Source organism: Nesterenkonia sp. LB17 (assembly GCF_022565915.1).
Lineage (GTDB): Bacteria > Actinomycetota > Actinomycetes > Actinomycetales > Micrococcaceae > Nesterenkonia.
Genome location: NZ_JAJOYX010000001.1, coordinates 1 through 13,504, shown reverse-complemented (window position 1 = coordinate 13,504; position 13,504 = coordinate 1). Strand labels below are relative to the sequence as shown.

15 protein-coding genes and 1 pseudogene are annotated in these 13,504 nt (G+C 63.9%); 9 read left to right on the top strand and 7 right to left on the bottom strand.

Annotated features, from left to right (window positions below):
- Nucleotides 1-11: 11 nt before the first annotated feature.
- The 3 genes from dapA (at nucleotide 12) to LTH96_RS00070 (ending at nucleotide 2,551) form a co-directional block, all read left to right on the top strand.
- Nucleotides 12-1,016 carry a 4-hydroxy-tetrahydrodipicolinate synthase gene (gene dapA, locus LTH96_RS00080; RefSeq protein ID WP_241463580.1) on the top strand — a complete coding sequence of 335 codons (1,005 nt, stop codon included), beginning with the start codon at nucleotides 12-14 and terminating at the stop codon, nucleotides 1,014-1,016.
- Nucleotides 1,017-1,132: 116 nt separating this feature from the next.
- Nucleotides 1,133-2,236: a heparan-alpha-glucosaminide N-acetyltransferase domain-containing protein gene (locus LTH96_RS00075; protein ID WP_241463579.1), complete on the top strand. Its 1,104-nt coding sequence runs from the start codon at nucleotides 1,133-1,135 to the stop codon at nucleotides 2,234-2,236.
- Between the two features lie 63 nt (nucleotides 2,237-2,299).
- A complete protein-coding gene (locus LTH96_RS00070) occupies nucleotides 2,300-2,551 on the top strand; it encodes a hypothetical protein (RefSeq protein WP_241463578.1) in 252 nt (83 codons plus the stop codon).
- Between the two features lie 34 nt (nucleotides 2,552-2,585).
- Here the strand turns inward: LTH96_RS00070 and LTH96_RS13110 are convergent, their stop codons facing one another.
- Entirely contained in the window at nucleotides 2,586-3,188 is a 603-nt protein-coding gene (locus tag LTH96_RS13110) for a 4'-phosphopantetheinyl transferase superfamily protein (RefSeq protein ID WP_241463577.1), read from the bottom strand.
- 136 nt (nucleotides 3,189-3,324) lie between these two features.
- Here LTH96_RS13110 and LTH96_RS00060 point away from each other — a divergent pair, with 136 nt between their 5' ends.
- Together LTH96_RS00060 and LTH96_RS00055 are read left to right on the top strand one after the other, a co-directional pair.
- Nucleotides 3,325-4,626: a M1 family metallopeptidase gene (locus tag LTH96_RS00060; protein ID WP_241463576.1), complete on the top strand. Its 1,302-nt coding sequence runs from the start codon at nucleotides 3,325-3,327 to the stop codon at nucleotides 4,624-4,626.
- A gap of 182 nt (nucleotides 4,627-4,808) precedes the next feature.
- Nucleotides 4,809-5,705, top strand: a complete 897-nt coding sequence (locus tag LTH96_RS00055; RefSeq protein ID WP_241463575.1) for a hypothetical protein — start codon at nucleotides 4,809-4,811, stop codon at nucleotides 5,703-5,705.
- Between the two features lie 47 nt (nucleotides 5,706-5,752).
- On the opposite strand, the gene LTH96_RS00050 is transcribed toward LTH96_RS00055, so the two are convergent.
- Nucleotides 5,753-7,006 (bottom strand): LuxR C-terminal-related transcriptional regulator, encoded by a 1,254-nt coding sequence (locus LTH96_RS00050; protein WP_241463574.1) that lies wholly within the window; start codon nucleotides 7,004-7,006, stop codon nucleotides 5,753-5,755.
- 139 nt (nucleotides 7,007-7,145) lie between these two features.
- Between LTH96_RS00050 and fdhA the strand changes: the two genes are divergently transcribed.
- Nucleotides 7,146-8,363, top strand: a complete 1,218-nt coding sequence (gene fdhA, locus LTH96_RS00045) for a formaldehyde dehydrogenase, glutathione-independent (protein WP_241463573.1) — start codon at nucleotides 7,146-7,148, stop codon at nucleotides 8,361-8,363.
- 155 nt (nucleotides 8,364-8,518) lie between these two features.
- Here fdhA and LTH96_RS00040 read toward each other — a convergent pair whose 3' ends face one another.
- From LTH96_RS00040 to LTH96_RS00020, 5 genes and pseudogenes are all read right to left on the bottom strand, one after another.
- Nucleotides 8,519-9,286 (bottom strand): GAF and ANTAR domain-containing protein, encoded by a 768-nt coding sequence (locus tag LTH96_RS00040; protein WP_241463572.1) that lies wholly within the window; start codon nucleotides 9,284-9,286, stop codon nucleotides 8,519-8,521.
- 6 nt (nucleotides 9,287-9,292) lie between these two features.
- Complete coding sequence (locus LTH96_RS00035; RefSeq protein ID WP_241463571.1) at nucleotides 9,293-9,631, bottom strand: hypothetical protein; 339 nt, start codon at nucleotides 9,629-9,631, stop codon at nucleotides 9,293-9,295.
- On the bottom strand, nucleotides 9,628-10,362 hold the full coding sequence (locus LTH96_RS00030; RefSeq protein WP_241463570.1) for a GAF and ANTAR domain-containing protein: 735 nt from the start codon (nucleotides 10,360-10,362) through the stop codon (nucleotides 9,628-9,630). The genes LTH96_RS00035 and LTH96_RS00030 overlap by 4 nt, the downstream gene beginning before the upstream one ends.
- A 460-nt stretch (nucleotides 10,363-10,822) precedes the next feature.
- A pseudogene (locus tag LTH96_RS13105) lies at nucleotides 10,823-10,970 on the bottom strand (manganese catalase family protein); the annotation flags it as partial.
- Between the two features lie 159 nt (nucleotides 10,971-11,129).
- Nucleotides 11,130-11,579 carry a hypothetical protein gene (locus tag LTH96_RS00020; protein WP_241463569.1) on the bottom strand — a complete coding sequence of 150 codons (450 nt, stop codon included), beginning with the start codon at nucleotides 11,577-11,579 and terminating at the stop codon, nucleotides 11,130-11,132.
- A gap of 495 nt (nucleotides 11,580-12,074) precedes the next feature.
- On the opposite strand from LTH96_RS00020, the gene LTH96_RS00015 reads away from it, so the two are divergent.
- From LTH96_RS00015 to LTH96_RS00005, 3 genes are all read left to right on the top strand, one after another.
- Nucleotides 12,075-12,476 carry a hypothetical protein gene (locus tag LTH96_RS00015; RefSeq protein ID WP_241463568.1) on the top strand — a complete coding sequence of 134 codons (402 nt, stop codon included), beginning with the start codon at nucleotides 12,075-12,077 and terminating at the stop codon, nucleotides 12,474-12,476.
- Between the two features lie 48 nt (nucleotides 12,477-12,524).
- Entirely contained in the window at nucleotides 12,525-13,079 is a 555-nt protein-coding gene (locus LTH96_RS00010) for a hypothetical protein (protein WP_241463567.1), read from the top strand.
- Between the two features lie 71 nt (nucleotides 13,080-13,150).
- On the top strand, nucleotides 13,151-13,504 hold a 354-nt coding region (locus tag LTH96_RS00005), incomplete at its 3' end, for a hypothetical protein (protein WP_241463566.1).

The window sequence follows — 13,504 nt, the reverse complement described above, 5'->3', positions numbered from 1 at the left end:
AAGGAGACACAATGGACTCGGCACAAGACTTCAGGTTTCGGATCACACCCCAGTTCGGCACAGTGATGACGGCCATGGTGACACCCTTCGACAAATCCGGGCAGCTGGACTTCGAAGGGGTCAGAGACCTGGCCCGCTGGCTCACCCGTGACGGCTGGAACGACGGACTCGTCGTCAACGGCACCACCGGCGAGTCGATCACCACCACCGACGCCGAGAAGACAGCCATCATCAGGACGGTGTCCGCCGCGGTCGGCGGCACGGCGACAGTGATCGCAGGAGTCGGGGTGGCAGACACCCAGCACAGCATCGAGCTGGCCCAGGCTGCCGCGGCGGCCGGCGCCGATGGACTGATGGTGGTCGCGCCCTATTACTGCCGTCCCGACCAAGCGGGCCTGCTGCGGCATTTCACGGCCATCGCGGACAGCACCTCGCTGCCCGTCATGCTCTATGACATCCCGAAGCGCACCGGCGTTGAGATCCGCCGGGAGACTCTCGTCGCGGCCGCGGAACACCCGCAGATCGTCGCGGTCAAGGATGCCAAGGGTGATCTGGCCTCGAGCTCCTGGGTCATGAGGCACACCGATCTCGCCTACTACTCAGGCGATGATGTGTTGAACCTGCCGCTGCTTTCGATCGGGGCGACGGGTTTCGTCTCAGTAGTCGGGCACGTCGCCGCGGATCTGCTGCGCCACCTGCACCGCTGCCACCAGCAGGGAAGGACGGCACAGGCTGCCGGAATCCACCGCCAGCTGCTCGCCATCTATGAGGGCATGTTCCGCTCGCCCGCAGCCGCTTCGGTCAAGGCGGCGTTGGCGATGCGGGGGCTGCCCGCCGGTCCGGTGCGGATGCCCCTGGTGGAGCTCGACGAAGCGCAGCGGGAGCAGCTGTCTCAGGACCTGACGGCATCCGGCATCCCGGATCGATCGATGCCGAGCCGACCTTTGGTGTCAGCCGAGGCCACGGTGTCGCAGTCCGGTCAGTCGCGACCTGTTCTGAGCCTGCGGCTGCCGTGAAGGGTGTCCTCAGAGCTTCCGTCTCCGGCACTTCGCCGCAGACATCCGCACCCGGGGACACGCGCAGACGTCGTCTGATCGGGGTCGATGCAGCGCGAGGCCTTGCGCTGATCAGCATGATGGCCATCCACATCCTTCCATCCTGGACGGACAACGATGAGCCGACCTTCATCTGGACTGCATTCTCAGGTGTGTCGGCCACGCTCTTCGCCCTGCTGGCAGGCTTGGCTCTGGCATTCATGACGGGCGGCACTCGTCCGCCGCACGGCCCCGCGCTGACCGCCTCCCGGGCGGCGCTGGGCGTCCGGGCGGCGCTGATCGCCGTCCTTGGACTGTTGATCGCCTACGTCGATCCGCCGGCATCCATCATCCTGGTCTACTACGGCGTCATGTTCCTCCTGGCCATCCCGCTGCTCCGGCTCTCCGTCAGGGCACTGGTGGGCGTCGCAGTCGGCATCGCGGTGCTGGGTCCGGTCATGGTCCATCTGACGCAGAACGCCCTGCCGAACCTCGACGGCTACGATCCCACCTTCACCACCCTTCTCACCGAGCCGATCACGTTCGTCAGCGTCGTGCTGTTCACCGGCAGCTTCCCGGTGATCCCGTGGATGGCGTACGTATGCGCAGGTCTGGCTATCGGTCGCCTGGACCTGAGGAACCGGCGCACCGGGCTTCGACTGTTCCTCACCGGCACACTGGTCGCCGTCGGCGCCTGGTTGACCTCATCGCTGCTCCAGGGACCGCTGGGAGGCCGGGAACGGCTGCTCGCGGCGACCCCGTGGTCAGCACGGGAGATGACTGAGTTCCTCACCTGGGGTCCGCCCCCGGACCTTCCGACGACGACATGGTGGTGGCTGACTGTTCTGGCCCCCTATACATCGACGCCGTTCGAGGTGTTCCATTCACTCGGCATCGCGGTGGCGGTGCTCGGAGCCATGCTGCTGATCGCTCGATCGGCGAGGCGGATGTTGCACCCGTTGGCGGCGATCGGAGGCATGACGTTGACGCTGTACTGCGCGCATCTGCTCCTGCTGGCCACCGGATTCCTTGCGGACGCGCCCTGGGTCTCGCTCATCGTCCAGACGATGGCGGCCATCGCGTTCGCCGTAGTCTGGCTGCACTTCAAGGGGCCGGGCCCGCTGGAGCGGGGGGTCTCGACGGCCGCCCGGATCGTGCGGGGCCGGGTCGAGACTCGGCTGCGGGGAAGGACACCGGGATAGCGACGCAGAGACGCCTGCAGTTCTCGGTCCACTAGACTGTCTCCGAGAATCAGGCGTTGCCATATGCGCACGCCTTCTTGTCTTTTGTTTTCCACGGTGCTGGAGGGGTACGTGCGCAGTAACCGGGACGAGGCGGGCAAATCCTTGTACGACGAACGAAGGAAGATGCTTGCCGGTCTGATGATGTCGGAGGCTGAGCCATGGGAAGATCTGCCCGAGGACGTGAAGGAACGATGGCGGCGCAAGTGCGACAGCGCCGGAACGCCCGGTGACGCCGCCGAGCCCGGGCGGTCCTCCGAGGGCCGACGCAGGTAGCATCGTCGGATCGGGCCGTCTTCCGCCCGAGGATTCACCGGCGCGGGCGCCTGACCGGGCCTGTGTTCTGGGCCAGAGCCAGCATCACGGGCCCAGAGTCCCCGACGTCGTCCCGGGTGGGCAGGTCGGTCAACGTCACCAGGGCGTGGCTGAGACACGCGGGGGCTTCCCAGGGCTCGTTCAGCACCACGGCAGTGGGCGGCATGCCGCCGCGGCTGGTGTCGAAGCCCGTATGCAACGACTTCAGCACCGCCTCCTTGCGCACCCAGGTTCGCAACAGCCAGGACAGTCGCTGCGCCTCAGCGACACGTCTGGTCGCGCGGAACCACCGGATCTCCTCCGGCGCCAGCACCACCTCCGCAAAACGGCGTGGCTCTGTCGCCGAAGCCAGAAATGGCCTCACCGCCTCGATGTCGATCCCCAAGGAGAACTTCTCACTTGGACCGGCACAGGCCGCCGCGACATATCCCTGCGAGCGGGACCTGGAGACCTCTATCCGCTGCCCCTCGATCCTGGCCTCCGGTGCTCCACGCCTACGGGGCAGTTCCACCCGTGCCGGCTCGACACCATAGGTTTCGGCAACCAGGGCGCGGACGACCGAGTCCACCTCGCTGCCGAAACGATACGTCCACTCCACCGAACCACCTCCCGAAACCCTGACTCGCGGTGAACACTGAACCTGATCGAATCAGCTCATTCTCACACCGTTTCGCTGCGCACGAGGGTCGCGAACCGAAATCTGACGATCTTGCAGAAGGACGCGTGTTTCTCCCATGAGCCAGCTCGACTCCTATACTCCGACCTCTGGATCGACTGATCTCCAGATCGACCACTACGACCTCGATCTGGACTACGAGATCCGGCCGAACCGACTCACCGGCCGAGCAGTGCTCCACGGCCGGGTGCTCGCCGAGGCGTCCACCATCGAACTTGATCTGTGCGGGCTGAAGGTCAGCCAGGTGCTGCTCAATGACACCAAGACCCGGTTCAAGCAGACTCGCGCCAAGCTGGTGCTGCACTCACACTTCGTCGCGGATGAGCCGATCATCATCGACGTGCGCTATGCCGGAAAACCCCGACCACAGCGCGGCGCCTGGGGCGACGTCGGATGGGAGGAGCTCTCCGACGGCGTGCTGGTGGCCGGCCAGCCGAATGGAGCGGCCACCTGGTTTCCGTGCAACGACCACCCCAGCCACAAGGCCACCTACCGCTGCACAGTTCTGGTCGATTCGGACTACACGGCGATCAGCAACGGCGAGCTGCTGGAGGTGACCCGGCATGGCAGCCGAACGGCATGGACCTGGGAATCCGCACACCCGCTGGCCACCTACCTCGCGACGGTGCAGATCGGTGCGTATCGACGCGACCGGATCTCACCCGCCGGACACGCGCCCGCACGAGTGCCCCTGTGGCTGGCCTGCGGGGATCATCTGTGGAAGCAGGCGCAGGACTCTCTGGGCAAGCAGCACGCGATGATGACGGTCTTCGAGCGGCGTTTCGGGGAATACCCCTTCGGCTCCTACACGGTCGTCGTGACCGACGAGGCGCTGGAGATGCCGCTGGAATCCCAGCCGCTGTCGATACTCGGCTCGAATCATCTCAGGGCGGGTTGGAACAGGGAGCGCCTGGTCGCCCACGAGCTCGCTCACCAATGGTTCGGCAATTCGGTGACCCCGCATCGATGGGCTGACATCTGGCTCAACGAAGGCTTCGCGACCTACGCGGAGTGGCTGTGGTCGGAGGACTCCGGCCAGCGCGGCATCGACACCCACGCGCGCGAAGCGCACGATCGACTGGCGACCCTGCCGCAGAACATCGTGCTCGCTGATCCCGGCGGACCGGGCATGTTCGACGACCGTGTCTACATGCGCGGTGCGCTCACGCTGCACGCCCTGCGTTCCCTCACGGGGGACGACGTGTTCTTCCGGGTGCTGCGCTCGTGGACGGCGGAGAATCGATACCGCACGGTGTCCACCGCTGGTTTTCTCGACCACGCCGAGCGAGTCTCTGGCCAGCCGATACGGTCACTGCTGCACGCATGGCTGTTCGAACCGAGACTCCCCCGCCTGCCCTGAGCAGCGCTTTCATCAGTGGACACCGTGCCCCTCCTGCGCATGCGCTCAACTGCCGCCCTGCATCTCATACACTCGTCGCAGAAGCCACTCAGGCCGATGCACGAACCCCATCAGATCTACCGTCCGGCGTCTCCGAAGAACCTTCGGAGCCGACGCCCGGTGCAACCACGAGGAATGCAGCTATGACGAAGCGTTGGGCATTGTTGTCCGGAATGGGGGTAGCCGTGCTCGCCGTGCTCTTCGGGTTCTTCATGCTGACCATGCTCTTGGGTGAAGAGGAGGACACGGAGGCTGCTGAGGAATCCCCTGCCAGATGTGAAGCACACGGGATCGCGCCACCCGACCCGCGGGCGAACCCCGATCCCGTCAGCGGCGGCGAGTCTGGGGATGCAGTGGACTCTGTGCAGCTCGGTCGCGAGTTCACCTCGGGCTATTCGACCAGCAGCTACCACCTATACACCAGGGGTGTGAATTTCGACGAGCCGGTAGGCGTGGTGGTCAGACTCCATGGCGACGGCGGGGCCGAAAATCAGGACCCCGACGGGCTGCTGAACTGTCTCGCCGCCGTCGCGGCATCGCACAATATGATGTTGCTGGCACCGCTCACCCCGGATGTGCAAGGCGAAGTGACCTGGTGGAACGACATCTCAACGAACCTTCCCTGGCTGCGCGATCTGCTCAACGAACGCGTGCTGGAGCCCTACGCCGTCGACGCCGGGCGCGTCTGGTGGATGGGGTACTCGGGGGGCGCTGAGATGATCACCTATGGCGTGCTCCCCCGGACCCCTGAAGCTGTGACCGGGGGCGCCGTGATGATCGGCGGCGGAGGAGCTCCACAGGCCGCCGTCGCAGAACCCACATCGGCGCAGCGGGAGTCCCTTGAATTGATCTGGGTGACGGGCACATTGGATGACGGCTCTGTGGCTTACGCACCCTTCGACGCAGTGACGGCCGCCCAGAAAGGCTCCGCCTGGTATCGCCAGCAGGGGTTCCAGCAGGTGAGGTCCGAGTACCCGGAGGGAGAGGATCATTTCTCGCTGCCCCAGGCGCAGATCCTTGATGAGGCGCTGGCGGAATAGTCCAAGGCGAAATCTCGAACGAGCGAACTCCTCGATCTATGGGTTCCTCAGGCCCGTTGCTCAGCCAGGAGCGCGGCGATGGCCTCCGCGCGGGAGTCGGCCTTCAACGTGTGCAGGATCCGGGAGATGTGAAACTTCACCGTGTTCTCGCTGATCCCCAGCTCATCAGCGATGGCACGATTCCTGCTTCCTGATGCCAGAAGGTTCGCGACTTGCATCTCCCGTGGCCGGAGAGCGGCGATCGCTGCCGTGGACGGCAGAACCGGGGGAGGATCCAGCGGAAGGACCACCTTGAGCTCTGCACCCCAACCTGATGTCGAATTCACCGAAATCTGCCCCCTGAGTGCATGGACGCGCTGCTGAGCAATCTGCAGCAAGGTATCTGCATCGGCGGTCCCGCCATCGCCATCATCGCGAACATTGACGATGAGATCGGTGCCGTCGCAGTCCCACTGCACGCGCACACGGCTGATCTCAGAACTCTCCATCCGGCTGAGAATGACTCGATGGACCACGGCCCTGGCTCCACGAGCGATGTCATCGGGGACCAGGTGGTCACCCTCAGGCGGTTCTATGAACTCGAGTTCAACGTGCCAGTAGCGCGCGGCGGACCAAAGTTCTTCTTTCAGACGCGCGAAGGACCTGGCCACCGGCTCCTCTGCCACGGTGCGTGCCTGCCCGGTCATGGTGTGAAGTCGAGTCAGTCCTGCGGCGGATCGGGCAATGGCAGCGTCTCGAGCTGAGGCATCAGAAAGCTGTCCTGATCTGAGCGGAACAAGGATGCTGTCCAAAATCGCCGAGTACTCGTCTCTGATCTCACTCAGCGCCTGGAGACGGACCCCCGCAGTCGACCGTGCATGGCGGAGATAGTCCGGCGCGGCTTCGTCTGCGCGCTCCTGCACATGCAGAGAGACGATGTTCCAGATGTCCAGCAGCCGCTCGACATCAGACACCGGGCCTGGATCAGTGATCACCAAGAGCGCACCGTTGCGGGCCAGAACCTGCAGTGTCGAGCGCTCATCATCCCCGACCCGCAGCGTGGTCTGGTGGACGCCCTCGACACTGCCGATCGTTCTCCGGATCTGATCAAGGTCCAGTCCACGCACACCGCGGTGAACAGCCGGATCGCCAGAATACTGAGAACGGCCGCCACTGATGTCGGCGGTGAACATGACCAATGCTGAGTGCGACACCAGCGGGCCCAGCAGCTCAGAGAGCCCGCGAGCGATCGAGCCGAGCGGCGAGCCGAGAACTTCGAAGAGCCGGTGGAGCAGATCGTCGGAAAATGTGACGCGTTCCATATTCCGAATACTACTGATGTGACCTACCCGAAGGTAGAGGTGTAACCAACCTCAAGGGTCATTGAGAAGAATCACGCCCAAATAGAGACTTGATGCATGTGGCGGAACCCACCCGCCATGGTCCAACGAGAGGATAGCAATGTCTGCAAACAGTGCAATCGCGTACAAGAGTCCGGGTGTGGTGGAGGTCGTAGATACTCCTTATCCCGAGTTCGAGCTCAAGGACGGGCCAGGCGTCAATCCCGCCAACATCGGACGCAAAGTTCCGCACGGCGCCATCCTCCGGACAGTGGCCACGAATATCTGTGGCTCCGACCAGCACATGGTGCGAGGCCGGACCACCGCCCCCGCGGGGCTCGTTCTCGGACATGAGATCACCGGTGAAGTGGTGGAGGTAGGCCCTGATGTTGAATTCATCAAGGTCGGCGACATCGTCTCAGTGCCGTTCAACATCTCCTGTGGGCGGTGCCGCAACTGCAAGGAACGCAAGACCGGAATCTGTCTCAATGTGAATCCAGACCGCCCTGGCAGCGCCTACGGATACGTGGACATGGGAGGGTGGGTCGGAGGGCAGGCGGAGTATGTGCTGACGCCCTATGCCGATTGGAACCTGCTGAAATTCCCAGACCGGGACCAGGCATTGGAGAAGATCCTTGATCTGACCATGCTCTCGGACATCTTTCCGACCGGCTTCCACGGCGCCTACTCTGCCGGTGTCGGACCCGGATCTACCGTGTACATCGCCGGTGCTGGCCCCGTCGGACTGGCCGCTGCCGTCGGTGCACAGCTGCTGGGCGCAGGTGCGGTGATAGTCGGTGACCTCAATGAGGAGCGATTGGCTCAAGCCCGTTCCTTCGGGTGCGAAACCGTCGATGTCTCCAAGGGCGATCCCCGCGACCAGATCGAGCAGATCCTCGGGGTGCCGGAGGTCGAGTGCGGCGTTGACGCAGTCGGCTTCGAGGCCCGTGGACACGGCGCTGGTTCAGCACAGGAGGCACCTGCAACCGTCTTGAACTCGCTGATGGACCTCACCGAAGCGGGCGGCGCGCTCGGAATTCCCGGCCTGTACGTCACCGGAGATCCAGGCGGAGTCGACGAGGCAGCCCAAGTAGGATCCCTCTCGATCCGTCTGGGATTGGGCTGGGCCAAGTCCCTGTCCTTCGCCACCGGTCAGTGCCCGGTGATGAAGTACAACCGTCACCTCATGCAGGCGATCCTTCAAGAGAAGGTGCAGATCGCCAAGGCCGTCAGCGCCACTGCGATACCACTTGATGAGGCGCCGGCTGCATACGCAGAGTTCGACGCAGGCGCGGCGAAGAAGTTCGTGCTCAATCCCAACGGCTACATCAAGAACTGATTCGCTTCAGGGGTGACCCCTGCCGTTCAAAGGAGAACGACGGAACCCCCTGGCGAATACCGCGTCCAGCGACTCCGGGATGTCGATCTCTCGACATCCCGGAGCGCAGCCGGGGTCAAGCAGGCGAGTCGAAGCTCCCCATCTTGCGCTTCCGCTCAGGTCTTGCCGCCGGTAAGTTCTCCGCTGTTGACCAGGTCTTCGGCAAGGACCTGCAGCTTCTTGTTGGTGTGCTGACTGGCCTTGGCCAGCAGCAGAAAGGCCTGATGTCCAGTGATCTTGTAGCGCTCCATCAGGATTCCCTTGGCCTGTCCGATCACGTCCCGGCTCTGCACCGCCTCGTGGAGCTGGCTGACCTGCTGGGCGTCGGCGAGGGCAACCGCGGCATGTGAGGCGACGATCAGCCCGACATGCTCAGAGTCATCGTCGAACGCGTCGACCTGACTGGAGTAGAGGTTCAGCGCGCCCAGGTTGTCTCCCACCACGAAGAGCTGGAAGGCCAACATGCTGCCCACTCCGGCTTCGGTCGCCTTCTCAGCAAAGCTGGGCCACCGGGTCTCGGTCGCCATGTCACGCACGCGGATGGTTCGTTCCGAGTAGATCGCCTCGAGGCAAGGACCTTCGGTCAATTCCACCTGCAGATCGTCCAATCGTCTGAGCAGCTCGCTGGAGGGAGCCACCGTCTCGACCTCCTTGCGCCCGGTGACGATGCTCAGAGAGGCCTCTTCGACGCCGGGGATGAGTTCGATGGCGGCGGCCACCACGAGCTCGAGAACAGCCTCCGGACTCTCCTGGTTGAGGGATCGGGCCAGATCGCCGAGCTGTGAGGCCAGCTGATGCGCCCCGGCAGAGCTTCCTTGGTCGTGCGCGGAAGGCTGTCCCTGTTCTGTGTTCGCCTGCGTCCGAATTTCTTCTACGCTCTGCATGATGTCTTACCCCTGAAGTTCTTTCGTCGGCGGGCCGCCGTCGTCCGTGTCATCGCTGTATGACGCCCGGGGCGGCGGCGGGAGCATGTCGATCATCTCGTTCACGGCCTGGGCCAAGATGTCCTGCTGAAGATCAGGCAACGAGTACGAGGCGTTGATGTAGGCATCGAGCTCGTACTCACCGGCCGTGCCGCCCATGCTGAAGTAGTGCAGCCACAGCCCTTTCAGTGGAAGCGCCGAATGGCGCACCGCCCGGCCAAGGATTCGGCGCTGCGACTCCCCCGAACCACCGGAGGGCAGGTCGCCCTCAGGCCGTGAAGGCTTCGGTGGATTGGGATCCTTCACAACTGATTACCGCCCTGGCGCTGGCCGTCTGCGATGATGTGTTCGGCGACCTCCAGCACAGTGATGCGTTCGGCGCGGGCGACCTGAATCAGGCGCAGGGTCGCGGCTTCCTCGTCGAACCCGGATTGGGCCATGAGGATGCCTTTGCCGATATTGATCATGTCGCGCCTGCCCATGGCGTTCCGCAAGGATCCGCTGAGCTTCACCGGAAGGTCCTTGGTCTGCACATGAGACAAGAGCGCAGCGGCCGGAACGGCGAACATCGTCAACAGCCGTTCGGTCTCCGAGGTGAAGGCGGAGTCCGCGGCGGAGTAGACCTTCATGGCGCCGACGGCGATCTCCTGATGCTGCAGCGGCGCGCTGAGCACGGACCGAATTGGCAGCCCGACGACGGCCGCGGACCAGTCAGGCCAGCGGGGATCGGACTGGACGTCTTGGACGTTGACAACCATGCGCGATGCCCAAGCACTCAGGCAGGGGCCCTCCCCTGTCACGTATTGGAGATCATCGGCCTCGCGGACCACCCGGTCAGTGCTGCCGGCGCTCTCCTTGCTCCCTGCATCGCTGATCAACGTCACACCGGCGCCGATCGCGCCCGGAACAGTGCTTTTCGCCGCCTGGGCGAGGAGTTCAACCGCGCGTTCGACGGTTTCTTCACTGAGCAACATGCCATTGACGCGGGCGAACACCAGCGACAATTCGTCCAGTGGCAGTTCGGTTGGCATCATCATCTCCCTGTGGCGGCACCGGTGACGCGCGCAGAACGCAACACCGACAAGATTTGATCCAGTCCCCGGCTCGAAGAGAGCTTCACACGTGAGCGTGGAGTCCTGCTCACGGGTGGATGTGGGAATGGCACGGAACTCACCGGACGCACCTGACCTGCGGTCATTGTTGCGCCACTGTGAAATCGATCCGGCTGCTCTGCGCCCTGTCCTGCAACCACTCGACGGCCCTCCTCCGTGAGGGCAACCATACGCCTTCAACCTGTGCGGTCCGCACAAGGCGGGGCCCCACCCATGGCGCGATCCCGCCTCGCGTGAGCAGGTCGTGGCTACTCCTTCCTCAGCTTGTCCTGCCACCGCACCGGCCGTCTTCTCCACGATGTTCGGCACCTCGGTGGCGGGGTCTCCACATAGCTGAACTCACCGAGTCCGTCCGGGCTGGGTCCCGAGGCCCACGAACCGTCAGCCATAGCAGGTCCCGGTACTTTCCGGGAATGCGGGCGTTTCATGCCTGGAAGGCTGTACTGCATGGCCACGGTGATCTCTCCGTACTGACCACCTATGACTTCCTGGAGTTTGCGGGCGTAGACGGCGTCTGGCTTCTCGGGCGTTGCGTAGTACGCAGAGCTTGTTCTGCAGAACCATGAGGCTTCTTCTGGCTGGTCCGGATACCTGAACATGTTCCCAACGACGGGCAGTATGCGCCATGGACCACCTGGCAGCCCCTGGGCTGCGGGTCTCATGTCAGCAGCTACGGGATGCTTCTTGCTTACTCAAACGGGGCGAAGGTCCTCTTGACTGCGCAGAACAGCACTCTTCGATGAACGCCAGCGAAGGAACGGGCGCCGTTCGTAGGTGTTCTCAGACCGCGGTTCCGAGCGCGAGCGGGAGTCCCAGTGCGGGTCCCGAGTTCTCATGGCAGCAGACTCATCGGCCACGCACGGCCGCGGAAAACGCGGTGTCGCCAGAGATATCTCTGGAAGACCTTGGGGAACACGGTGGCCAGCGAAGTACATCTCCAACGCCGCCAGCCCCACGGGCTCGATATGCGCCGTGCCCCGCAGGTCGACGATCAGATCCGGAAACGAACGGACGGCCAGCAACTGGTCAAGGACTGCAGACGCTGCCGAGAAGCTTTCCAAGGTCAGGCATCCCACGACCTCCACGGTGATCGGTCCAGACAGCCCGGAGGTGCTGATGACTACTCGGGAAATGTGCTCCATGGGGCACCCTTGTCTGAAGAAACAAGAACCCATCTTCTTGAGCTATGGCCACAGCGTAGCTCACCGATCCATCGCCGCATGCAGCACACAGTTCGCTCTCGCCTCTCTGTCGCTGAGATGAGTTTCCACGCGAGCTGTCTGTGCGAGGTCTTTCGAGTTTCAGTCGCTGCGAACGGTTTGCTTCTGAGGGAATAGCCCGTAGTCTCGGAGCAGAGTTCAAGTAGCGGACTCCTCCTACCGATCTGTTTAGGTAATGATGGAGCACACGCTACGTACCGGTATAGCCGTCGAACTTCTTCCCGGTCCTCTCCCCATCGATCTTGATGGTTGTCTGACCCAGGACCGCATCCAGCTTCCTTCCCGAGGCGACGAGCAAGCTTCGCCGTCTCCGCGCCGGGACGCCCCTTTCGTCGGACATGAGCCGTCCCCGTTCGAGAAGCACGCGGACCATCCCCCGTCAATCCTCCCCACGTCCTCGGACATGGCAGGTGTCTCATGACACTCACCGAGGCAGACGTAGGGCTGGATCCGGGCGCTCCATCGCGAAGCCGCACGGTGATTCCGCTGGTCAGCGGCACCGAACAGAACCTCCGCGACTCCCTTCGCCCGCTGAGCCCGGAGGTCTCGTCATCGACGAGATGTGTGGACTTGATCGAGATCCCCGTTCCCTCTCTGCACCCAGAAGACTCCTTCGACGTCGATGTCTCGACGCTCCAGGTTCACGGAGTCCGACCCCTGCTGGTCCGCGACGAGGGAGAACTCATCGGTGTTCTCGAACCCACCACGGTCTTCCAATGGTGCGCACAACACCGGCCGGCGGTCCTGGAAGAGCTAGCCGCTCTGGCCAGCAGAGGAGACATGCCCGACTGGAACCTCGGCTTGTCCGGCGAGCCGTGACACCACGATTTCCCTGGTTCAATCCCCCCCTACACGAAGGAATCCCCAATGACGCAGAACTCGTACACCCCTGAATCCCGCCCCAACACTCCGGCTGCGAACCGGCCCAAAACCGATCGCACCGATCATGCTCCGGCCCCCAAGCAGCGGCGCGCCGCCGCGACCGGCCTGATCGTCACCGTGGTGGGCGTGCTCCTCTTCAACATCGCGCCGTTCCTGGACTGGGTGACCACCGAAGACTCCGAGTCCTACAGCGGTTATGAGACGGACTCCCTGATTCCGTTCATCGCCTACCTGGGGGTGGGTCTGCTGGTCGCCCTGTTCCTTGCCCGCGGACGTGCTCGACGCGGCCAACACCGCGGTCTGACCTTGGTCTCGATGGCCGTCGGCATCGCAGCTGCTGCGCAGTGCCTGGCCTTCGCCATGGAACCCATGGGAGCGCTGGAACGCGGTGACAACCTCTCCATCGAGCTCGGCGTGTGGCTGGGACTGATCGGCGCAGCCATCTGGGCGATCGGCTCGGGTCTGTTGGCCAAGGAGATCGAGGGCGACGACAACGATCGCACCCATGATCACATCCGCGGCGCCAAAGCTGCACACTGAGGCACCAGGTACGCCCAGTCTGAGCCCCACCCCGCTCATCGCCTCGTCGAAGATCACAACGAAAGGCAGTCATGACTGACTCCACCAACACTTCACAGAACCGCCAATTCCCGGAGAGCGCGGGCGACGTCACCCCCCGCTCCGGCATACCCCACGCATCGCGACAGACCACGGGCACGACCGACCAGTTCCGGTCCGGTCCGGCCAGCGCGAGCCGGCCCAGCACTGGCCAGAGCACATCAGACCAGAGCACATCAGATCAGGGCTCATCCGAGCAGGGCAGGTCAGATCAGGCCAAGTCAGATCAGGCCAAGTCAGATCAGGCCAAGAGTGCGGCCCAGGACGTGGCCGGTGATGCCAAGGACGCCGGCCGGGCCGTGAAGGACACCGCGGCGCAGGAGGCCGCTGGGGTCAAGGACGACGCG